The organism is Ruegeria sp. AP11 (assembly GCF_056535865.1).
Map to the genome: position 1 here is coordinate 2,839,487 of NZ_JBQFJB010000001.1, position 22,068 is coordinate 2,861,554.

Below are 22,068 nucleotides of genomic sequence, written 5' to 3' on the forward strand. Positions count from 1 at the left end.
AGGAAATAGACATGACGACAAGACGTAAGTTTTTGAAAACCGCAGGGGTGGGGGTTGCGGCTGCGCCTCTGGCGGCACCGGCACTGGCGCAGAGCACGATCACATGGCGGATGCAGACCTATGCGGGCCCTGCACTGGCGGCGCATGTAATCGATCCGGCCATCGAGATGTTCAACAAGATCGCAGGCGACCGGATGCAGATCGAGCTGTTCTATGCCGATCAGCTGGTCCCGACCGGAGAGCTGTTCCGCGCCATGCAAAAGGGCACAATCGATGCGGTTCAGTCCGACGATGACTCGATGGCGTCGCCCACCGAAGTCACCGTGTTCGGCGGCTACTTCCCGTTTGCTTCGCGCTATTCGCTGGATGTGCCGGTTCTGTTCAACCAGTACGGCCTGAACGAGATCTGGGACGAGGAATATTCCAAGGTCGGCGTCAAGCATATCAGTGCCGGTGCGTGGGACCCGTGCCATTTCGCCACCAAGGACCCGATCAACAGCCTGGCCGATCTGCAGGGCAAGCGGGTCTTCACCTTCCCCACCGCAGGCCGGTTCCTGGCTCAGTTCGGCGTCGTTCCCGTAACACTGCCATGGGAAGATATCGAGGTCGCGGTACAGACCGGCGAGCTGGACGGCATCGCGTGGTCGGGCATCACCGAGGATTACACTGTCGGCTGGGCGGATGTGACCAACTATTTCCTGACCAACAACATCTCGGGCGCCTGGGCGGGGTCGTTCTTTGCCAACATGGACCGCTGGAACGAGTTGCCGGAAGACCTGCAGACCCTGTTCCGTGTCTGCTGTGATCAGTCGCATTACTACCGTCAGTGGTGGTATTGGGGCGGCGAGGCCAGCCTGCGCGTCAATGGCGACAAGATGCAACTTACCTCGATTCCGGATGCCGAATGGGCACAGGTCGAAGAGGCCGCCGTGGCGTTCTGGGATGAAATCGCAGCTGAATCCGAGACCAAGGCGAAGGTTGTCGAAATCTTCAAGCAATATAACGCAGATATGCTCAAGGCTGGACGGCCCTATCGCTACAGCTAAAATATCGATCCCGACGCAAAGGGCTGCCTTTGCGTCGGGATCGGATGACGGGAATGGGCGACATTCATGCTGACATCTGATTTGAATGCACAGATCACAGACCGGGCAGGCGCGATCCTGACCCGGACGCATGGAGTTTAGACTATGGCCATCGCCGGTTTCCTGATCGAGATTTTTGCAGCGACCATGTTGCTGCTGTTTGCCGTGCGCCTTGTGCGCACCGGGATCGAGCGGCGGTTCGGGGCCCTGTTCCAATCCATCCTGACGCAGCATTCCAACAGCTTTGTAGCCGGGGGCGCCGGTATGGTGCTGGCGACGATTCTGCAAAGCTCGGCAGCAGTCGCTGTGTTGCTGACCGGATTTGCCGCGGCGGGGATGGTCAGTTTTGGCATCGCGCTGGCCGGGGTTCTGGGCGCGGATCTGGGATCGGCGCTGATCATTCAGGTGCTGTCCTATGATCTGGGATGGCTGCAGCCCGTCCTGCTGGCACTAGGGGGCTGGCTTTATCTGAAATCCGACCGTGCCAATGTCCGGCTGATGGGGCGCATCATTCTGGGTGTGGCGTTCATTCTGGTGTCGTTGCAGTTCCTGCGCGATGCGGTAGAGCCGATCCGCGAAAGCGCCTTTCTGCCCGCCATCGCGGGTTATCTGGAAACCGACTATTTTAGCGCCTTCATCGTGGGTGCGGTTTTGGCCTTTGTCATGCACAGCTCGGTCGCGACGATCCTGATGTGCGTGACGCTGGTACAGATCGGGGCGATCCCGTTTGCTGCCGGCCTGTCGCTGGTGCTGGGCGCCAATCTGGGTTCAGCCTTCATCCCGATCTGGCTGACGCGCGATCTGACGGTTTCGGCGCGGCGCATTCCACTGGCCAACCTGATGCTGCGCGGCAGTGCTGCACTTATACTGCTGTTCGCGGTCAATATCACCGGCGCGCACGAGATGCTGATGATTGCTGGCGCGGGGCAGTCGCTGATCTTCGCGCATATCGGGTTCAACTTTGTCGTTTTTGCTCTGGCAACCGGTTTTGTGAACTGGATGGAACGGCCCCTGACCGTGCTCATGCCCGAAGCGAAAGTCGAAACAAACGTCATGGACCACTTTTCGGGCGCAATCGGCCCGCTGAGCGATCCGGGTGCGACCGAGGCGAATGTTGCGATGTCTTCGGTGCGGCACGAGTTGTTGCAGATGGTCACGCAGGTCGAACGCATGTTCCGCCCGGTGCTGGATGTCTATGAACAGGATGACAGCGACGCCATTGCGGCGCTGTGGAAACAGGATGAACGGGTGAATGCGCAACTGACCGAGATCCGCCGCTTTGTCGCCCGGATGCCGCGTCAGAACATGAGCAAGGGACAGATCAAGACGGCGCGCGGGTTGGTGGAATACGCCATCCGGCTGGAGGCTGCGGGCGATGTGGTGTCAAACCGGATGACACGCACCGCCCAGATCAAACATACCGAACACAGCGAGTTTTCCGTGCAGGGCTGGAAAGAGTTGAAGGACCTGCATGGCGCGATCCTTGAGAGTTTCTCGCTGGCGCGGCACGTGTTGCTGGTGGACGACATGGACTGCGCGCGTCGTCTGGTTCTGGAAAAGGCCGAGATCAAGCGCCTGTCGCGCGACAGCCGCAAGGCGCATCTGAAACGGCTGGAGCGGGGGCAGACCGAAAGCTTCGAGTCCAGCGATCTGCATCTCGAAACCTTGCGCGCGATGCGCGACCTGCACGGACACATCGCTGCCATTGCCTATCCGATCCTCTACAAGAGCGGACAGGTTCTGGAGACGCGTCTGGTGATGGATATGGAAAAGGACACGGCCGACGATTGATGGCCGCGAACGCGAGCAAGAGACCGGGGTCTCGGATGGTGACAAAGGATAAGTGGGATGGGCAGCGAAGCACTTTTGGACGACCTGAAAGCCGAGGTTTCAGCTGGCGCGGTTGACACGGTTTTGGTTTGTTTTGTTGACATGCAGGGCCGTTTGATGGGGAAGCGGTTTCACGCGGGTCATTTTGTGGCGGGTGCGTGGGAGGAGACGCATTGTTGCAACTATCTTCTGGCGACGGATCTTGAGATGGGCACGCCGGATGGTTATGCGGCCACGAGTTGGGAGCGGGGCTATGGCGATTATGTGATGAAGCCGGACCTGAGCACTCTGCGCCCGGTGCCGTGGCTTGAGGGCACGGTGATGGTGATGTGCGATGTGCTGGATCACCACACGCATGAAGAGGTGCCGCACGCGCCGCGCTCGATCCTGAAGCGGCAGGTGAACCGGCTGAAAGCCATGGGTTATGAGGCGATGTGCGCCACCGAGCTGGAATTCTTCCTGTTCGAGAAAAGCTTTGATGCGATCCGCAAGGAGGGTTTCGCGATCTGGAGCCGATTTCGGGGTATAATGAGGATTACCACATCCTGCAGACCACCAAGGAAGAGCATGTGATGCGCCCGATCCGCAACCATCTGTGGAATGCGGGCATCCCGGTGGAGAATACGAAGGGCGAGGCCGAGACCGGGCAGGAAGAGCTGAACATCAAATATGCGCCTGCGATGGAGACGGCCGAGTATCACTCGATCGCCAAGAACGCGGTGAAGGAGATCGCCTGGCAGCACGGCCATGCCGCGACGTTTTTGCCGAAATGGCATCATGAGAAGGTGGGCAGTTCGTCCCATGTGCATCAGTCGCTGTGGGCGGATGGCCAGCCGGCTTTTTATGATGCGGGTGATGAGTTGGGCATGTCGGCGCTGATGAAAAGCTATATGGCCGGGCTGTTGAAATACGCCGGTGATTATACGTACTTCATGGCGCCTTACATCAACAGCTACAAGCGGTTCATGAAGGGCACCTTTGCGCCAACGCGGATCATCTGGTCGGTGGACAACCGCACCGCCGGGTTCCGCCTGTGTGGGGATGGCACCAGGGCGGTGCGGGTCGAATGCCGCATACCCGGCTCGGACATGAACCCTTATCTGGCGATGGCCGGGATGCTGGCCGCCGGGATTGCGGGCATCGAAGAGGGGTTGGAGCTGCAAGCGCCCACCAAAGGCGACGTATATCAGGGTGAAAGTGGCATGATCCCGGGCAATTTGCGCGCGGCGCGGGATGCTCTGCATGGCTCGGCCATGTTGCGGGCGGCGATGGGGGATGAGGTGGTCGATCACTATGCGCGCGCGGCGGAGGTCGAGATCGAGGAATTCGAGCGGGTGGTGACCGATTGGGAAATTGCCCGCGGGTTTGAGCGGGCTTGAGGTGGAGGGGGCGAGGGCTCTGCCCGCCGCCATCGGCGCTCGAACCAACGGCGGCCCCGGGATATTTATGGCCAGATGAAGCAGGGATCCTGCTTTCTTTCGAAATGGAGTGACTATGGGGCAGATGTTGCAATGTGTCTCGCCGATTGATGGATCGGTTTTGCGGAACGTGAGGTGCTGTCGCGAGAGGCAGCGTTTGAGGTTGCGGGTCGGGCGCGGGCCGCACAGGCGGGCTGGGCGGCGCGGCCGTTGCAGGAGCGTATCGATCTGGTGATGGCGGGTGTCGCGGCAGTTGGCGCGATGAATGATGAGATCGTGCCGGAACTGGCGCATATGATGGGGCGTCCCGTACGCTATGGCGGTGAGTTTGGCGGCTTCAACGAGCGTGCCGGCCATATGGCGCAGATTGCCGAGACGGCGCTGGCCGATATTGCCGTGGGTGAGGATGAGACGTTCAAACGCTATATCAAGCGCATTCCGCATGGGGTGGTGTTTGTGGTGGCGCCCTGGAACTATCCTTACATGACGGCGATCAACACGGTTGCCCCGGCGCTGATCGCGGGCAATACGGTGGTCCTGAAACATGCCACGCAGACCCTGCTGGTGGGCGAGCGGATGGCGCGGGCCTTCCATGCGGCGGGTGTGCCCGAGGATGTGTTCCAGAACGTGTTCCTGAGCCATGACGTGACCAATGATCTGATCGCGGGCAAGGCGTTTGATTTTGTGAACTTCACCGGCTCGGTCGGTGGCGGTCAGGCGATGGAACGCGCGGCGGCAGGCACCTTCACCGGCGTTGGCACCGAGCTGGGCGGCAAGGATCCGGGCTATGTCATGGAGGACGCCGATCTGGGTGCCGCCGTTGAGACGCTGATCGACGGGGCGATGTTCAACGCGGGCCAGTGCTGCTGTGGGATCGAACGGATTTATGTGCATGAGAGCCTCTATGACGATTTTGCCGCCAAGGCGGTGGAGATCGTGAAGGGCTATAAGCTGGGCAATCCGCTGGACACTGAGACGACGCTGGGTCCGATGGCCAATGTGCGCTTTGCCAATGAGGTGCGGGCGCAGATTGCCGAGGCCGTGGCGGCGGGCGCGGTGGCGCATATCGACACCTTCGCCGAAGACGATGGCGGCGCATACCTGACGCCGCAGATCCTGACCAATGTCACCCACGACATGCGGGTGATGCGGGATGAAAGCTTTGGGCCGGTTGTGGGCATCATGAAAGTGTCGTCCGACGACGAGGCCATCGCGTTGATGAATGACAGCGAATTTGGCCTGACCGCCAGCCTGTGGACAAGCGATGTGGAGCGCGCCGCGCGCGTCGGCGACCGGATCGAAACCGGGACGGTCTTCATGAACCGGGCCGATTATCTGGACCCGGGCCTGTGCTGGACCGGCTGCAAGAATACCGGGCGGGGCGGGGGATTGTCCGTCATCGGCTATCACAACCTGACCCGTCCCAAATCCTACCATCTGAAGAAGGTGACCTCATGAGCCTTGTTGGAAACTGGTCTTATCCGACCGCAATCAAGTTCGGCGCTGGCCGGATCAAAGAACTGCCCGAGGCCTGTGCCGCCGCTGGGATGAAGCGCCCTCTGCTGGTCACCGACAAGGGGCTGGCGGATCTGCCGATCACCATTGCGACGCTGGATATCATGGAGGCCGCCGGTCTGGGCCGGGGTCTGTTCAGCGATGTTGATCCGAACCCGAATGAGAAGAACCTCGACGCCGGGGTCGCGGCCTATAACGCAGGTGGCCATGACGGGGTGATTGCCTTCGGTGGCGGCTCGGGGCTGGATCTGGGCAAGATGGTGGCCTTCATGGCCGGTCAGACGCGCCCGGTCTGGGATTTTGAGGATATCGGCGATTGGTGGACCCGTGCCGATGCCGATGTGATCGCGCCGATCATCGCGGTGCCAACCACTGCCGGGACCGGATCGGAAGTGGGCCGCGCCAGCGTCATCACCAATTCCGAGACCCATGCCAAGAAGATCATCTTCCACCCCAAGGTGCTGCCGACCGTGGTGATCTGCGACCCGGAAATGACGGTGGGGATGCCAAAGTTCATCACCGCAGGTACAGGCCTTGATGCCTTTGCACACTGTGTCGAGGCGTTCAGCAGCCCGCATTACCACCCGATGTCTCAGGGCATCGCGCTGGAAGGGATGCGGCTGGTCAAGGAGTATCTGCCGCGCGCCTATGCCGACGGCACCGATATCGAGGCCCGCGCCCAGATGATGAGCGCGGCGGCGATGGGCGCCACCGCCTTCCAGAAGGGCCTGGGCGCGATCCACGCCATGAGCCATCCGATCGGTGCGGTGTTCGACACCCATCACGGCACCACCAACGCGGTCTGCATGCCCGCGGTGCTGGAGTTCAACGCCCCCGCCATCGCGGACCGGTTCCAACAGGCGGCGGCCTATCTGAGTATCGAAGGCGGCTTTGACGGCTTCCGCGCCTTTGTGCAGAACCTCAACGACAGCCTGGGCATTCCGCGCAAACTCTCCGAGCTGGGCGTCACCGAAGCACGGGTCCCCGAACTGGTCAAAGGCGCAATCATCGACCCCTCATGCGGTGGAAACCCCATCGAACTGAGCGAAGACAACCTCACCAATTTGTTCAAATCGGCGCTGTAACAGGCTTGCGATCTCCATCCCTCACCTCTCATACTGATCAGAGGTGAGGGAGGTTTTCATGACAAACGACATTGTTCTGATCCACGGGGCGTTTGCCGGGCCATGGTGTATGCAGGAATACGCAGAGTTCTTCAGCGAACGCGGCTGGACGGTGCACACCCCCGCGCTGCGCTATCATGGCGGAAATCCCGGGGCTGAGCCTGATCCTCGCCTGACTGACACCAGCGTCATGGATTACGCCAATGACATCGCCGAATTCGTGCAGGAGCTGGACAGCAAGCCTGTGCTGCTTGGACACGCAATCGCAGGGGTGGTAGCACAGCAGGTGGCGTCTCGTGGTCTGGCCAGCGCCATCGTTCTGATCAACCCGAACGCGGCCTGGGGCACCTTGCCTGAAACCGATGACGAACGCGCCGTGCCACGCGCGTTGATGGAGGGTGGGGCATTCTGGAAACAGCCCATGCGCGTCGATTTCGACCTGATGGCCCCCTTTGCGCTGAACAGGATGCCCGAGGAGCAGCAGCATGAAGTCTTCGACCAACTCGGCCCGGAAAGCGGGCGGGTGATGTTCGAGATGTTCTTCTGGATGTTCGACGATCACCACGCGATGAAGGTTGATATCGACAAGGTCGACTGCCCCGTCCTGATCGTGTCTGGCACCGAGGACCGGGCCGTGAACCCCAACACCTGTCGCGCATTGGCGAAGCTCTACGGAGACCGCGCGACCTTTCTGCCCGTCGAAAATCGCGCACATTTTCTGTTCATGGAACCGGGTTGGGAAGGACCTGCCGGGCAGATTGCCGATTGGCTGGAACATAAGGCGCGGTAGGATGGGGTTCCACCCCATCGCTCTCTCGCGCTGTCGTCGTTGCGATGGTACCGAAGCAGCCGTTTCTATCGCGCGCTGACGGTTGCGGTGACAACAGAAAACCCCGCTCAGCAGATCAAAGCGGCGGCCATGGGAATGACCGGTCAGGGCAAGTTCCCGCTGGTCTGAATTGAGAAAAACGCCGATTTCTGGTATCACTCAGGGGCTGACGCAGGTCAGCCCTTTTCTGTTTTCATTACTTTGTTGCGAGGATTTCATGGCCAAATCTGAGACTTATTCCGATCCGAATTTCAAACTCCGCGACCGTGACGATGCGGCCAGGGACATCAAGGACGACATCCATATCTATCACAACCACGCAGTCTGCGAGACCGATAGCAAGGGTCACAAGACGCCCGACAACCGCTCGCCCGAGGAACTGGTGGTGGACGCCTCGGAAGGGTTCATCCCACTCTGGGCCGAGGGCACCACGCTGCGCTGGCGGTTTCAGGAACAGTCGATGGCGATATTCGTCGATCCCGAAGGGGCCAAAGCGGCGATCCGCCAATTGTTCGCCGAGGCGCTGCTGGCCTGGGGCGACGCGGTGCCGGTGCAATTCACCGAACGCCACGATGCCTGGGATTTCGAGATCGCGGTCAGCCCGCAAGAGAACTGTTCGATCAACGGATGCACGCTGGCACGAGCGTTTTTCCCCGATGCCGGGCGGCATGACCTGCTGCTGTATCCGACCATGTTCACCCAGTCCCGCGCCGAGATGGTCGAGACCATGGCGCATGAGCTGGGCCATGTCTTCGGCCTGCGCCATTTCTTCGCCGATGTGTCCGAAACCGCCTGGCCGGTCGAGATTTTCGGCGAGCACGAGAAGTTCTCGATCATGAACTACGGGCCAAACAGCATGCTGACCGACAATGACCGCGAGGATCTTACGGCGCTGTACGAAATGGTCTGGAACGGCTCGTTGACGGACATCAACGGCACCCCGATCATCCAGATGCGCCCGTTCAGCTTCTTCCGGCTAGCAGATGCGGGTGACAATCCTTTCCTGATCATATGATCAGGAAAAATCGCGCCGTAGAAAGGCTGAGGTCATTTCGACCTCATCCCCATATCGGACATCCCGTTGGCTTACTTGCCAAGCTGAAACGTGCTCTGCGGTTTCCAGGTCAGAGAGCCGTCGTCATTGCGATGACACCGCAGCAGCCGTTCCTCGCGCGTGCTGACGGTTGAGGTGACGGTATTGTCACCGGTCAGCAGGATGAAGGCGTCCGGGGAATAGGCCATGCCGTCATAATAGCAAAACCGCGTCTCGGCCCCGTCCGGAATGGGGGATGCGGTGCTGAACATCTGCTGCGCGGGGGCGGCCGAGGCCAGCAGGGTCAGGGCCAGCCCGAGGGTTAGTGTTTTCATGTCGTCCTCCCGTTCGGAAAATTGTTCGTGGTTAAATTGGGTCTTGGACGCTCGGAACCTCAAATGTCGTTCTTAGATGGCGGGTTGAGGGTAAGTGTGAACGGGATCAACGGGTTAGGCAAGGGGGGTGACGTCCTCCGCGATTCTCCTACGCCGACTGTAATAGCGCTGCAGGATTCTATCTTGGGCATCTATCGGGAGAATCTTTGTACCTTTTTGTTACGCTTCTATTTAACGCTAGGTCTAAACGAATCCCTTCGTAGAGTGTGTTTTTAAGTGGGCTAAATTCCAAGTAACCATATCGTAATCAAAAGGATTGTATGTTTTTGAAATCGTCTTTTGAAGCCATTGGTAATTTTCAACTGTACGGACAGAGCCCATGGAATAAGGTGAAGGGCCTAGAAAATTCTTAGAATTTTTATTTTTTTCCTTAATCTTTGATGAAAGCGGTTGTAGAGAGTACGCATCTAAAGGGACGTCCAAGTTTTCATAATTCTTGTTTATATGAATGGCGAAAGATTTCAGGCTCAGATCTATCAGTTTTATATAGGCTGGAATTTGTTTTTCTTTATCGTATGCACCTCCCGGACGGTATTGTATCTCCCCCATTACTTTATGGGCGAGATAAATTTTTTTTTCTAATCGCTCCTCAAAAATATTGTTCTTTAGTATTTCATCTAAGAGTTTTATATTTTTCTGAGATTTCCAAAGCGCCCTGTACTTTGCGCTTGGGCCTGCGCTGTAATTATTCTTGCTTCTAAATACTCTAAAGGTGTTGCCGGATACCCCATTTAGTACTTCCCACTCTCCACGGCGCGACTTAATCTCAAGTTCTTTGAAGTCTAAAAAGAATGGTGATTTGATAATTTTTTCTATTGCAGCAAAGTTGTTAAATGGCCCGTTTCTTAGACACAACGCTGTCTCTAAAACGTGCAAATCTTTGATATCCAAATAATCGCTCCTTCAAACATCCAACTCCTCCACAAACCGCGCGTTCTCCTGAATGTACTGGAACCGCAGTTCAGGCTTCTTACCCATCAGGCGCTCGACCAGATCGCCGGTCTCGCCGGGTTCGTCCTCATCAATCGTGACGCGGATCAGTTTGCGAGAGGCCGGGTCCATCGTGGTCTCTTTCAGGTCCTTGGCGTCCATCTCGCCCAGACCCTTGAAGCGTGAGACGTCGATCTTGCCCTTGCCGCCCAGACCTTTTTCCAGCCATTCGTCGCGCTCGGCCTCGTCCAGACAGTAGACGCGCTTGGCACCTTGGGTCAGGCGGTACAAAGGCGGGCAGGCGAGGTACAGGTGGCCCGCGTCAATCATGGGCCGCATCTGGGTGAAGAAGAACGTCATCAGCAGCGAGGCGATATGCGCGCCGTCCACGTCCGCGTCGGTCATGATGATGATCTTGTCATAGCGCAGGTCGTCGACGTTGAACTTGGTGCCAAGGCCCACACCCAGCGCTTGGGTCAGGTCGTTGATCTCGGCATTGGTGCCCAGCTTGGAACTGGCCGCGCCCAGCACGTTCAGGATCTTGCCGCGCAGGGGCAAAAGGGCCTGCGTTTTGCGGTCACGGCCCATTTTGGCGGAGCCGCCCGCCGAGTCGCCCTCGACGATGAATAATTCCGTGCCGTCCCGTGTTGAACTGGAACAGTCCACCAACTTGCCGGGGAGACGAAGTTTCTTAGTGGCGGACTTGCGTTGTGTTTCTTTCTCGGCCCGTCGGCGCAGGCGTTCTTCGGCCCTCAGGATGAGGAAGTCGAGGATCGCCCCGGCCGATTTCGTGTCTGCCGCCAGCCAGTTGTCGAAATGGTCACGGACGGCGTTTTCGACCAGTCGCTGCGCCTCGACCGTGGCCAGACGGTCTTTGGTCTGGCCGACGAATTCGGGTTCGCGGATGAAACAGCTGACCAGCGCGCAGCCTCCGGTGATCAGGTCATCGCGGGTGATCTGACCGGCTTTCTTGTTGTTGATCAGTTCGCCATACGCTTTGATCCCCTTGAGGATCGCGGCCCAGAAGCCCGCCACATGAGTGCCGCCTTCCGGCGTTGGGACGGTGTTACAGTAGGACTGGATGAACCCGTCGCGCGAGGGTGTCCAGTTGATCGCCCATTCGACCTTGCCTGGAGTGCCGAATTTTTCCTGAAAATCCACGGTGCCGGCGAATGGCTGTTCGGCATAGGTGGACGAGCCGTTCATCGTCTCTTTCAGGTAATCGGACAGGCCGCCGGGGAAGTGGAAGGTGGCCTCGGTCGGCGTTTCCCCATCGTCGATGGCGGATTTCCAGCGGATTTCGACGCCCGAGAACAGGTAGGCCTTGGAGCGGATGGATTTGAACAGTCGCGCCGGTTTGAACCGGTGATGGCCGAAAATGTCCGGATCGGCGTGGAAGGTGACCATGGTGCCGCGCCGGTTTGGGGCCGCGCCGACCTTTTCCACCGGGCCCAGCGGAACCCCGCGCGAAAAGCGTTGCTCGAACAGCGTCTTGTCCCGCGCCACCTGCACGACCATCGAATCCGACAGCGCATTGACGACCGACGCCCCCACACCATGCAGACCGCCCGAGGTCTGATACGCCTTGCCCGAGAACTTGCCGCCCGCGTGGAGCGTACACAGGATGACCTCGAGCGCGGATTTGTCGGGGAACTTGGGATGCGGGTCGATCGGAATACCGCGCCCGTTGTCGCGCACGGTCAGGGCGTAATCGGCGTGCAGTTCCACCTCGATCCGGTTGGCATGGCCAGCGACGGCCTCGTCCATCGAGTTGTCGAGGATTTCGGCCACCATGTGATGCAAAGCGCGCTCATCGGTGCCGCCGATATACATGCCGGGGCGTTTGCGCACCGGTTCCAGCCCTTCGAGCACCTCGATGGACGAGGCGTCATAGGTGGAGGTCGCTTCTGGCGTCAACAGATCGTCGGGCATGGGTGCTGCTCTTGTTTTTGAGTTTCCCCCATTATGGCAGGTGATGTGGTCCGGGGGAAGAGGGGCGCGAGGTGTTGTGGGTGGTTTTGGCCATACAGCCGACTTTCGCTGCGTATGCAGCGCTGACTATGACTAGTTGTAGAAATGCGCAGACAGCTGACTTTGCAATGTTTGGTGATCCGCTCTTGCCAGCCATTAAGCAGGGTAATCGTCCCAGCGCTGCGGGTTCATCGATGCTGAATTAGGTCAGCGACGATCCCAAGGAGTGAACACCGCATCCCGACAGCATTGCCGTGTGCAGTTCTATCTATTTTGTTCGAACCAGCTGGGCAATGTGGAAAAACTGTTTCATTGTTGCAGGGTTAGCGCACATCGCCTCGCAGCACGATCTTGGCACGCGCGAAAATACTTGAGAGCAATGGATTGATCTGATGCCTAGATATGGTTTTGACCAACGACCCAACACGATAATCGAATATGAAAGCCATGCGATAGCGGAGCAAATAAAAACTGGCCCGTATTCATGCATTATTGGGCCAAACAACACAGGTAAGTCGTTTCTTTTAAAGAGCTTAGTTTTGGAGTTGGGCGAGACGGCCAACTATCTAGGGCCTGCAAGATACAACAATTTCAATTCACTATCGCCATACGCACCTCAACCGTCGCGCCGATCCAGGTGGTGGCGGCAATTTCGAGATCAATTCAGAACGCAAAACCAAAACCTCGACAATTCTCCTTTCAACATTCAGCAGGCCATTGCGGAACTAAGTGACGAGCGCCGTAAGCGGCTCTTTGAAATTGTAAAAGAATTGTTGGGAGTTGAGCTGAGCTTGGAGCTATCGCATCCACAGAATGAAATGTCTCAGAGATACATCTCCAGCGATGGGCATAACTTTTCATACTCAAGCTCGGGAACCCGGCTGGTGGTGTCGATCATCACAAGTTTACTAGACGAGGAATACACTCATTTCTTGATCGACGAACCTGAGCTAGGGGTCAGCCCAAAGGCGCAGGGACAACTTGCAGATTTTCTTCTGGATGATCAAAACCGGGCGAAGTATTTTCCCCACGCAACGAACATCGTTTTTGCGACCCACTCTTCCTTGTTCCTAGATCGAAAAAATATCTCCAATAATTTCATTATTCAAAAATCGGAAGACACTATTCAAGTAACCAAACTGGAGACCCTTGCTGATTTCAATCAAGTCCACTTCTTCTTACTGGGCAACAGGCTTGAGAGATTGTTCCTACCCTCAGTGATCTTGTTCGTAGAAGGCCCCACAGAAGAAAAATACCTCAATCGTGTCCTTCAAACAAAGTACCCGGAACTCAGCGCAAGTATTGTAAATGCGACTAATGACAGTGAAATGAAACGCTATGCACACATGATGTCGCAGATATTCCCGGACATACAGCGGAGCCCATACAACGGAAGAATTGTTCCAATCCTTGATGCTATTCATGGGCGGGACATCATCGATGCCCTGAGAAAGAAAGGGGTTTCCGAAGATCGAATTATCATTTGGACGAAGAATGGCATTGAACACTATTTTCCTGAGGCGATCATGAGAGAGATTTTCGGCGGCTACGGACAAATGACTATATCGGGCGACGACGTAACTATGTGCGGTATCACTGTGCGAAAGATGGATTTGGCAGATCAAGTTGTCTCGAAAATCGACAAATCGACAGAGTATCCAGAAGAGTTCAGTCAAAAGCTATTTGGAATACTTGGTTCCATCTAGGGCAATGTCCGCTTTAGGTAGCGACCTGCCGACTGCACACGCAGTATCCAGATGGCTTGGCAACGGCAGCAATGGGCTCCTAATGAATACCTCGTCGGTTTCGTCTCGCCACCTGCTTAAAGCGCTCTTAGTCTGCGGTCATGATGCAATCGAGACAACAGGACCCCAAATGAGCTGGATCAAAACCATCCCTTATGCCGAGGCAACCGGTAGGCTGCGCAAACTCTATGATCGCGTCACCGGGCCGGACAACAATGTGGACAACATCATGATGGCGCACAGCCTGCGGCCGCACACGATGGAGGCGCATATGGCGGTCTACAAGGGGGTGCTGCACCATTCCGCGAACTCGATCCCGAAGTGGTTTCTTGAGGTGCTGGGCGTATGGGTCAGCTCTCTGAACCGGTGCGGGTATTGTGTCGAGCATCATTTCGCGGGCCTGCAGCGGTTGTTGCGGGATGAAGCGCGCGGGGATGCGATCCGGGCGGCGATTGAGGCGCGCGCGCCGGGGCAGGCTCCGTTGGATGCGGCGCAGGTTGCGGCGATGCAGTATGCGCGGGTGCTGACCGAAGCTCCGGCGGATTTGACCGAGGCTGATATTGAACGCTTGCGGTCTGCGGGTTGGGAGGATGGGGAGATACTCGAGATCAATCAGGTCTGCGCCTATTTCTCTTATGCCAACCGGACGGTTCTGGGGCTGGGCTGTTCGACCGATGGGGATGTGTTGGGGTTGTCGCCGAACAATTCCGACAACCCGGATGACTGGGGACATCGGTGAGCGTCGGAGCGAGGGGCCAGCCCCTCGCGCTCCCCGGGGTATTTGGGGCCAGATGAAGGGGCGGATCGGAGTTCGGGGCGATTGAGGGCGGGCCGTTCGGGCGTTGGCAGGGATTTAAACATAACTCAATTTGACACCAATCAAAGCGAAAATCTGCGGTCTCTGCTAGGCGTTGGCCAGACAGTGAAAACAAGGAGATTTTTGTATGGATTCAGTGCCCCAGCCCACCCAGAGCGCATCCCAGGTCAAAGTTGTTTCGAACCAGCAGCCGGATGTGGCAGAGCCGTGCCCCGAGAAAATCCGGCACGCATTTGAAAGTGGCAAATACCCCTATGGCCGCAAGATGGCGCGCAGGACTTACGAGGCGCAGAAGGCTGAGTTGCAGGCCGAGTTGCTGAAGGTTCAGCTGTGGGCGCAGGAGACCGGGCAACGCTTTGTGCTGCTGTTCGAAGGGCGCGATGCAGCCGGGAAGGGCGGCACGATTAAGCGGTTCATGGAGCATCTGAACCCGCGTCAGGCGCGTGTGGTTGCGTTGAACAAGCCCAGCTGGGAAGAGAAGGGTCAGTGGTATTATCAGCGCTATGTGCAGCAGCTGCCGACCGTAGGCGAGATGGTGTTCTACGACCGCTCGTGGTACAACCGCGCGGGTGTCGAGCGGGTGATGGGCTTCTGCTCGCCCAATGAATATCTGGAATTCATGCGGCAAACGCCCGAGTTGGAGCGGATGTTGGTGCGCTCGGGCATTCAGCTGTATAAGTACTGGTTCTCGGTCACGCAGGAAGAGCAGCAGCGGCGTTTCAAAAGCCGCGAGACCGATCCGCTGAAACAGTGGAAACTGTCGCCGATCGACAAGGCCAGCCTGAGCAAATGGGATGACTATACCGAGGCGAAAGAGGCGATGTTCTTCTACACTGACACTGCCGATGCGCCCTGGACCATCGTCAAATCCAATGACAAGAAGCGCGCACGCCTGAATTGTATGCGACACTTTCTGTCGACGCTGGATTATCCGGACAAGGATCACAGGATTGTAAGCGATCCGGATCCGCTGATCGTGGGGCAGGCCCATCATGTGATCCATCGTTCGGATCATATCCTTGGCACAGCGCTGCATCCCGACGCAAAGATCGGCTGATCAGAGACCCATCGAATGCCATCACCTCATTGGGTGATGGCGTTCGTTGATTTGGTCTTACAAGTCTCACATTGAAATAAAATCTTTCCGCTCTTGTCTCGGGCCCGGGGCGTGCATAAGGCTGGCGGGATGAACAAAGTGATGTCATATCCCGCCCATTTCCGGGCCATTGCGGTTTTGGGCCTGCCTTTGATCGGCGGTCATCTGGCGCAATTCGCCATCGGTATGACCGATACCGTGATGATGGGGTGGTACGGGGTCGACGCGTTGGCGGCGCTGACCTTGGCAACCAGCTATTATGCGGTTCTGTTTCTGTTTGGTGCCGGGTTCGGCTGGGCGGTGATGCCCAAAGTGGCTACTGCTGCCGCCGAGGAGGATGAGACCACCATCCGGCGCTCGACCCGGATGGGGCTTTGGTTATCGCTTCTTTACGCGGCGCTGATGATGCCGTTGCTGTGGTGGTCGCAGCCGATCCTGTTGGCGCTTCGGCAGGACCCACAGGTGGCTGAAACCGCCTCGGTTTATCTCCGGTTTGCGGGCTGGGGGTTGTTTCCCGCATTGCTGGTGATGGTGTTGAAATCCTATCTGGCCGCGTTGGAGCGGACCCAGATCGTGTTGTGGATCACGGTACTGGCTGCCTTTGTGAACGCGGTGGCGAATTATATGCTGATCTTCGGCAATTGGGGCGCGCCAGAGCTGGGTGTGGTCGGCGCCGGCATCGCGACAGTCCTGACGCAGATCGTATCGCTGGTGGCCGTCATCCTTTACGCAATTCGCGCCTTGCCACAACACAATCTGTTCCAACGCTTCTGGCGCCCGGATTGGGAGATGTTCCTAAGCGTGCTGAGACTGGGCGTGCCCATTGGCCTGACCACACTGGCCGAAGTGACGCTGTTTGCCACATCTGCCGTGATGATGGGGTGGCTGGGCAAAGTACCGCTGGCGGCGCACGGGATTGCGCTGAACCTCGCCTCGGCCACATTCATGGTGCATATGGGCCTGTCGAATGTGGCGACGATCCGGGCGGGCACCGCGATGGGACGGCGGGACCGGTCGCATCTTGAAAAGGGAGCGGTAGCGGTGACCTTCATGTCTTTGATCATGTCTGCCGCGACCATCGTGCTGTTCCTGACCTGTGCGGAGCCATTGATTTCGCTGTTCATGCAGTCTGACGATCCGCAGCGGCCACAGATCCTGTTGATCGGCACCGGGCTGCTGGCCATGGCGGCGCTGTTTCAACTGGTGGACGGCGCGCAGGTTGTGGCGCTGGGTCTGTTGCGCGGTCTTCAGGACGCGAAAGTCCCGATGGTGATTGCGGCGCTCAGCTACTGGGTCGTTGGGATACCGACCTCGTATTACTTCGGCTTTGTCCGGGGCATGGAGGGCATCGGCGTCTGGCTGGGGCTGGTGCTTGGGCTGGCCTTCGCGGCAGTGCTGCTGATGGCTCGGTTCTGGTTGCGATCCGTGCGAGGGATCGAAGCGCCGACCGTTTGACGCTCAGTCTTTGGACAGGCGGTCGGATTTCTTACGCACAAGCACCGAGCGCAGATCGTGCATCGCCATCAGCAAACGATCGGTCACATCCTCAAGCTGCTCGTCCGAGGCCTTGGATTGCGCCCATTGCGTGGTCAGATTCAGATGATCCACCGTGCGATGGATATCGTCGATATCGCGGCGCGCCAGCATCGCCTGACGGTCTTCCATCCAGCGCGCGATCTCGGCCTTGTCGGTATCGGTCAGACTGCGCTGACCCTGCGGCTTGACCTCGCCGTTGCGGATATTGACGACGGCGATCTGATCCATCTCGATCCGCTGCTGGCGGTTTTCCGTATCCACCTTGAACACCGCTGCACCATTTTCGCGGACACGGAAATAGTATTCGGGAATGATTGTGGACATACGGACCTCCAGGCTCAGGTCAGGGCAGCGCAGAACCGCTGAATTCGGGTGCAGGCTTCTTTCAGTGCTTCGTCCGAAGTGGCGTAGCTGACGCGGAAATTCGGCGACAATCCAAACGCCGCGCCAAACACAACGGCTACATCCGCCTCTTCCAGGAGGGCGGTGGCGAATGCCTCGTCCGAGTCGATGAGGGTGCCCGCCGGGGTGGTTTTGCCGATCAGACCTGCAATCGAGGGATAGACATAGAACGCGCCTTCGGGTGTCGGGCAGGTGATGCCGTCGATCTGGCCGAGCATTTTGACCACCAGATCGCGGCGGCGTTTGAACACTTCATTATTGGGTGCAAGAAACGCCTGGGTTCCGTTCAACGCCTCGACCGCCGCCCATTGGCTGACGGAACAGGGGTTCGACGTGGATTGCGACTGCACCTTACGCATCGCGGCGATCAATTCGACAGGCCCGGCGGCATAGCCGATGCGCCAACCGGTCATCGCATAGGCTTTGGACACGCCGTTGCAGGTCAGCGTGCGGTCATAAAGCCCTGGTTCAACCTGGGCCGGAGTGCAGAACTTGAACCCGTCATAGGCCAGATGCTCGTACATGTCGTCGGTCATGATCCAGACATGTGGGTGGCGCAGCAGGACATCGGTCAGGGCCTTCAGTTCCTCCCAGCTATAGCCCGCCCCGGTGGGGTTCGACGGGGAGTTGAAGATGAACCACTTGGTGTTCGGAGTAATGGCGGCTTCCAACTGCTCGGCGGAAAGCTTGAAGCTGTTTTCCAGCGTGGTTTCAACCACAACCGGCGTACCACCCGCCAACAACACCATATCCGGATAGCTGACCCAATAGGGCGCGGGGATCACGACCTCATTCCCCTCGTTCAGCGTTGCCATCAGCGCATTGTAAAGCGTCTGCTTGCCGCCGGTCCCGACCGAGACTTGCGCGGGTGTGTAGTCCAGCCCATGATCGCGCTTCATCTTGGCGCAGACGGCCTGCTTCAACTCAGGGATGCCGTCGGGGGCGGTGTATTTCGTCTTGCCCGCTGCAATGGCCGCAACGGCGGCGTCCTTGATGTTCTGCGGCGTGTCGAAATCTGGCTCGCCTGCGCTCAGCCCGATTACGTCGCGTCCGGCGGCCTTCAGTTCAGCGGCTTTCGAGGTCATTGCGATGGTGGGCGAGGGTTTGACGCGCGACAATGTCGCAGACAGGAAACTCATTACGGGCCTCGGTTTGTATGTTGGCTTTGACTGTCATAGGGTGCGCCCCAATAACGATCAAGCCATATGATATTCGAGGATTGGAGACAGCGATGACCGACGACACGGACTGGTTCGGCCCTGACACAGCCACTTTCGGGGACCGGGTCGCTGGCGCGCGTGAAGTCGCTGGAATGACGCAGGTGCAGCTGGCCCGCAGGCTTGGAGTGAAAAAGGCCACCATCGCCGCATGGGAGGATGACCTGTCCGAACCCCGCGCCAACAAGTTGTCGATGATGGCCGGGTTGCTGAACGTCTCGATCATGTGGTTGCTGACCGGCGAGGGCGACGGTATGGACGCCACCAGCCTGGACGGGGGTGCGGATTCAGAACTGCGCGACCTGGTGGCCGAGTTGCGCACAATCCGGGGCGAGATGCGCGCCAGTTCGGAACGTCTGGCCCGGGTCGAAAAAGCACTGCGGCTGAAACTGGAACGGGACCAATGACCGAAACACGCGAAAACCGGATCAAGCGCATGAAGATGCGCTCGATGCGCCGGGGTATCAAAGAGATGGACCTGATCCTGACCGCCTATGCCGATCGCCATCTGGCCGCGATGGACGAGGCGCAGCTTGATACCTACGATGCCATGCTGCACGAGAACGATCAGGACCTGTATCAGTGGGTGACCGGACAGGCGGCGGCGCCCGCGCAACTGGCCGATCTGATTGCCGACATCGCGCAGACCTTTCAAAAGTAAGAGTTATTCCAGCTTAACCGATTTTTCGGGAATTCGCGTCATGTTGCCAGAAACAGCGCGACTGAATCGGAGGATCGGATGAGTATGGAAATGCAGGTCTCCGCGCCCGGAACCAAAGGGTTCATGACCAATTATCTTGAGGCGTTGGCGCTGGTCGAGCGTCTGCACAGGCTGCTTCTGGATGTCATCAAAGATGAATTCGAACGCGTCGGCGTGTTGGAAATCAACGCCGTTCAGGCATTGCTGCTGTTCAACATCGGCGATCATGAGGTGACTGCGGGCGAGTTGAAAAGCCGTGGTTATTATCAGGGAAGCAATGTCAGCTATAATCTCAAGAAACTGGTCGAGATGGGTTACATGCACCACCAGCGGTGCGAGATCGACCGCCGCTCGGTCCGGGTGCGCCTGACACCGCAGGGGCGTGCAATTCGGGACATCGTGGCCGAACTGTTTTCGCGCCATGCAGAAGGGCTGCAATCCCGAGGCGTGATCGGCGCGGAAGGGATCGAAGAGATCACGGATTCACTGCGCCGGGTTGAACGCTATTGGACGGACCAGATCCGCTATATCTACTGACGGGCGGGGCCGGGGTTTGCCGGACAGAACCAACCCCTCCATTTCCCGGATCAGTTTGCGGGTCATAGCCTCTTCATAGGCCTCAAATCCAAGGGCGACTTCGACAAAAGCGTCTGGTCCAAGAATGACCCAGGCGGAGTAATAGGCGGAAAGCTCTCCGACTTGCACATAGCGCACATCGCCTGCGGCGGGGTCATCCGCCCCAATGACAAGGCCATTGATTGTGATCCCCGACGTTTCCAGTGTTTTCTTCGCATCCCGTGGGTGCGGGCCGAGGTTGTGCTTGCCGTCACCTGACAGGTCCAGCGTACGACGCCAGCAATCGGTCTGGGATGCCAGCATATCGGCCCCCGCCAGCATGGCCGAGCCCACAGCCGTCCCCTGCGGGGCGGGAGAGCGCCGTGTGGTGTTCAGCCGTTGGCCAATCCGCTGCAAGTCATCGACAGATCGAATATCGGTCCAGTCCAACAGGATGCGCTGATGGTTGGTTTCGCTCCATTCATACACCGCAAGACGCACATAGGTGGCGGGGTTTGACAGGATCAATTTCGTCACTTCGGGGCGAAGCAATGCGGCGGCCAGCCCGTCCAGTTGCAATCGGTATTCCTGACTGTCGACTGATCCGGATACATCCAGCCCCAGTGCCAGAGCTTGGCGACACTGGGCCGACAGCGGGCTTGCGAACAGGCACAGAAGGATTGCGAGCAGACGGATCATTCGGATGCGCCCGGTTTGAGTTCGCTGAGTTCCATCCCTTTGAGTTCCCGCTCTAACTTTCGGCGCATGGCGCGCTCGAAATCCTCGAATCCGGCGGCGATTTCAAGAAAGGCACCAGGGCCGCGCAGGACATTGTTTTGGAAGAAGGGGATCAGGTCGATCTCACCTTCGAAATCCGCCGCATTTATGATAAGGCCGTTGACGGTCGTGTCCCCGAACGGAAAGTGTTTATAGGCAGTCTGCGGCCCATAGCCGTCGTTGTTCTTGCCATCGCCTGAAATATCGATGGTCTGAAACAGACAACGCGGCGCGCGCTGCATCAAGGTCGCCCCATAGGCCAGCGCATGCCCCATCGCGGTCGGAAATTCATTCACAGATCGTTCTGACCGTGCGATCTGTTGCGCTGCGGAAAGAAGATCGGCGGGCGCCTCTATCAACTGCCAATCCAGCAACAATGTCTGGTTGAAACTGCCCGACCATTCATAGGCTGCCAAGGCGACGGGCTGCGGCGAGAGGAAAAAAGCCTCTTGCACCTCGGGTGCGATCAGAGCGGCAGCCAGGCCCTGCCGTTGCAGCACATCCTCGGACGGGTCGACCGAGGTCGAGATGTCCATGGCCAAAGCCAGCGCAAGACGGCAGTTCTCGGCCCAAAGAGGGCTACCCGTTAAGGCCAACCCCGATGTTGCCAGCCAGCGGATCACCAGTGGCCGGTGCTTTCCATGCTGGCCCAGGGTTCAGCTGGTTCCAGCGCCTCACCATTTTGCAGCAACTCGACCGAGATATTGTCGGGCGAACGCACAAACGCCATGCGCCCATCGCGCGGCGGGCGGTTGATTACGATGCCATTGTCCTGCAGATGCTGGCAGGTCTCGTAGATGTTGTCGACGCCATAGGCCAGATGCCCGAAATGACGGCTGTCGCTGGGCAGATCATCATCGCCATCCCAGTTATAGGTCAGCTCGATCGGAGCATCCTCCTGTCCCGGAGGGGCGAGGAATATCAGCGTGAACCGGCCCGCTTCGCTTTCATAACGGCGCGTCTCTTTCAGGCCCAGAAGCTCATAAAACGCCATGGATTTCTCAAGATCCTTCACGCGGACCATGGTGTGGAGATATGTCAGCCCCATCGCGACTTTCCTTACATTGACTGTGATCCCCAGCACCTTAGCGCG

The 22,068-nt window shown here is 58.2% G+C and carries 21 protein-coding genes and 2 pseudogenes; 15 read left to right on the forward strand and 8 right to left on the reverse strand.

Annotation, left to right across the window (positions count from 1 at the left end):
• Positions 1-11 precede the first annotated feature (11 nt).
• The 8 genes and pseudogenes from ACR3E4_RS14170 (at position 12) to ACR3E4_RS14205 (ending at position 8,816) form a co-directional block, all read left to right on the forward strand.
• Complete coding sequence (locus ACR3E4_RS14170) at positions 12-1,046, forward strand: TRAP transporter substrate-binding protein (protein WP_480529672.1); 1,035 nt, start codon at positions 12-14, stop codon at positions 1,044-1,046.
• A 144-nt stretch (positions 1,047-1,190) separates the two neighbouring features.
• Complete coding sequence (locus tag ACR3E4_RS14175) at positions 1,191-2,876, forward strand: Na/Pi cotransporter family protein (protein WP_480529670.1); 1,686 nt, start codon at positions 1,191-1,193, stop codon at positions 2,874-2,876.
• A 57-nt stretch (positions 2,877-2,933) separates the two neighbouring features.
• Positions 2,934-4,294: pseudogene (locus ACR3E4_RS14180) on the forward strand (glutamine synthetase family protein).
• Positions 4,295-4,409: 115 nt separating this feature from the next.
• A pseudogene (locus ACR3E4_RS14185) lies at positions 4,410-5,791 on the forward strand (aldehyde dehydrogenase family protein).
• Positions 5,788-6,933: an iron-containing alcohol dehydrogenase gene (locus ACR3E4_RS14190; RefSeq protein ID WP_480567087.1), complete on the forward strand. Its 1,146-nt coding sequence runs from the start codon at positions 5,788-5,790 to the stop codon at positions 6,931-6,933. The pseudogene ACR3E4_RS14185 and the gene ACR3E4_RS14190 overlap by 4 nt, the downstream one beginning before the upstream one ends.
• A gap of 58 nt (positions 6,934-6,991) precedes the next feature.
• The gene (locus tag ACR3E4_RS14195; protein WP_480536209.1) at positions 6,992-7,762 is read left to right on the forward strand and encodes an alpha/beta hydrolase; all 771 of its coding nucleotides are present in this window, start codon (positions 6,992-6,994) and stop codon (positions 7,760-7,762) included.
• Positions 7,763-7,801: 39 nt separating this feature from the next.
• Positions 7,802-7,930, forward strand: coding sequence for a hypothetical protein (locus ACR3E4_RS14200; RefSeq protein ID WP_480567088.1), 129 nt, complete (start codon positions 7,802-7,804; stop codon positions 7,928-7,930).
• Between the two features lie 88 nt (positions 7,931-8,018).
• Positions 8,019-8,816, forward strand: coding sequence for a matrixin family metalloprotease (locus tag ACR3E4_RS14205; RefSeq protein ID WP_480536207.1), 798 nt, complete (start codon positions 8,019-8,021; stop codon positions 8,814-8,816).
• A gap of 71 nt (positions 8,817-8,887) precedes the next feature.
• Here ACR3E4_RS14205 and ACR3E4_RS14210 read toward each other — a convergent pair whose 3' ends face one another.
• The 3 genes from ACR3E4_RS14210 to parE form a co-directional block, all read right to left on the reverse strand.
• Positions 8,888-9,169, reverse strand: a complete 282-nt coding sequence (locus tag ACR3E4_RS14210; protein WP_480536206.1) for a hypothetical protein — start codon at positions 9,167-9,169, stop codon at positions 8,888-8,890.
• 243 nt (positions 9,170-9,412) lie between these two features.
• Positions 9,413-10,120 carry a hypothetical protein gene (locus tag ACR3E4_RS14215; RefSeq protein ID WP_480536205.1) on the reverse strand — a complete coding sequence of 236 codons (708 nt, stop codon included), beginning with the start codon at positions 10,118-10,120 and terminating at the stop codon, positions 9,413-9,415.
• Between the two features lie 12 nt (positions 10,121-10,132).
• The gene (gene parE, locus ACR3E4_RS14220; protein WP_480536204.1) at positions 10,133-12,091 is read right to left on the reverse strand and encodes a DNA topoisomerase IV subunit B; all 1,959 of its coding nucleotides are present in this window, start codon (positions 12,089-12,091) and stop codon (positions 10,133-10,135) included.
• Positions 12,092-12,522: 431 nt separating this feature from the next.
• Here parE and ACR3E4_RS14225 point away from each other — a divergent pair, with 431 nt between their 5' ends.
• From ACR3E4_RS14225 to ACR3E4_RS14240, 4 genes are all read left to right on the forward strand, one after another.
• Positions 12,523-13,836, forward strand: coding sequence for an ATP-dependent nuclease (locus tag ACR3E4_RS14225; RefSeq protein WP_480536203.1), 1,314 nt, complete (start codon positions 12,523-12,525; stop codon positions 13,834-13,836).
• A 169-nt stretch (positions 13,837-14,005) separates the two neighbouring features.
• Positions 14,006-14,614, forward strand: coding sequence for a carboxymuconolactone decarboxylase family protein (locus tag ACR3E4_RS14230; RefSeq protein ID WP_480536202.1), 609 nt, complete (start codon positions 14,006-14,008; stop codon positions 14,612-14,614).
• Between the two features lie 205 nt (positions 14,615-14,819).
• The gene (gene ppk2, locus ACR3E4_RS14235; RefSeq protein WP_480536201.1) at positions 14,820-15,749 is read left to right on the forward strand and encodes a polyphosphate kinase 2; all 930 of its coding nucleotides are present in this window, start codon (positions 14,820-14,822) and stop codon (positions 15,747-15,749) included.
• 129 nt (positions 15,750-15,878) lie between these two features.
• Complete coding sequence (locus ACR3E4_RS14240; RefSeq protein ID WP_480536200.1) at positions 15,879-17,243, forward strand: MATE family efflux transporter; 1,365 nt, start codon at positions 15,879-15,881, stop codon at positions 17,241-17,243.
• Between the two features lie 3 nt (positions 17,244-17,246).
• Here the strand turns inward: ACR3E4_RS14240 and ACR3E4_RS14245 are convergent, their stop codons facing one another.
• Both ACR3E4_RS14245 and ACR3E4_RS14250 read right to left on the reverse strand, forming a co-directional pair.
• Entirely contained in the window at positions 17,247-17,648 is a 402-nt protein-coding gene (locus ACR3E4_RS14245; RefSeq protein ID WP_480536199.1) for a hypothetical protein, read from the reverse strand.
• A gap of 14 nt (positions 17,649-17,662) precedes the next feature.
• Positions 17,663-18,865 (reverse strand): pyridoxal phosphate-dependent aminotransferase, encoded by a 1,203-nt coding sequence (locus ACR3E4_RS14250; RefSeq protein WP_480536198.1) that lies wholly within the window; start codon positions 18,863-18,865, stop codon positions 17,663-17,665.
• 92 nt (positions 18,866-18,957) lie between these two features.
• On the opposite strand from ACR3E4_RS14250, the gene ACR3E4_RS14255 reads away from it, so the two are divergent.
• From ACR3E4_RS14255 to ACR3E4_RS14265, 3 genes are all read left to right on the forward strand, one after another.
• Complete coding sequence (locus tag ACR3E4_RS14255) at positions 18,958-19,350, forward strand: helix-turn-helix domain-containing protein (protein WP_480536197.1); 393 nt, start codon at positions 18,958-18,960, stop codon at positions 19,348-19,350.
• The gene (locus tag ACR3E4_RS14260; protein ID WP_480536196.1) at positions 19,347-19,604 is read left to right on the forward strand and encodes a succinate dehydrogenase assembly factor 2; all 258 of its coding nucleotides are present in this window, start codon (positions 19,347-19,349) and stop codon (positions 19,602-19,604) included. Before ACR3E4_RS14255 ends, ACR3E4_RS14260 begins: the two co-directional genes overlap by 4 nt.
• Positions 19,605-19,682: 78 nt before the next feature.
• Complete coding sequence (locus ACR3E4_RS14265; protein ID WP_480536195.1) at positions 19,683-20,180, forward strand: MarR family winged helix-turn-helix transcriptional regulator; 498 nt, start codon at positions 19,683-19,685, stop codon at positions 20,178-20,180.
• Here ACR3E4_RS14265 and ACR3E4_RS14270 read toward each other — a convergent pair.
• The 3 genes from ACR3E4_RS14270 to ACR3E4_RS14280 are packed head-to-tail and all read right to left on the reverse strand — an operon-like array spanning position 20,127 to position 22,023.
• Positions 20,127-20,897, reverse strand: coding sequence for a DUF1194 domain-containing protein (locus ACR3E4_RS14270; protein WP_480536193.1), 771 nt, complete (start codon positions 20,895-20,897; stop codon positions 20,127-20,129). The genes ACR3E4_RS14265 and ACR3E4_RS14270 overlap by 54 nt on opposite strands.
• The gene (locus ACR3E4_RS14275; RefSeq protein WP_480536192.1) at positions 20,894-21,598 is read right to left on the reverse strand and encodes a DUF1194 domain-containing protein; all 705 of its coding nucleotides are present in this window, start codon (positions 21,596-21,598) and stop codon (positions 20,894-20,896) included. The genes ACR3E4_RS14270 and ACR3E4_RS14275 overlap by 4 nt, the downstream gene beginning before the upstream one ends.
• A complete protein-coding gene (locus tag ACR3E4_RS14280) occupies positions 21,595-22,023 on the reverse strand; it encodes a VOC family protein (protein WP_480536191.1) in 429 nt (142 codons plus the stop codon). Before ACR3E4_RS14280 ends, ACR3E4_RS14275 begins: the two co-directional genes overlap by 4 nt.
• Positions 22,024-22,068: the final 45 nt, after the last annotated feature.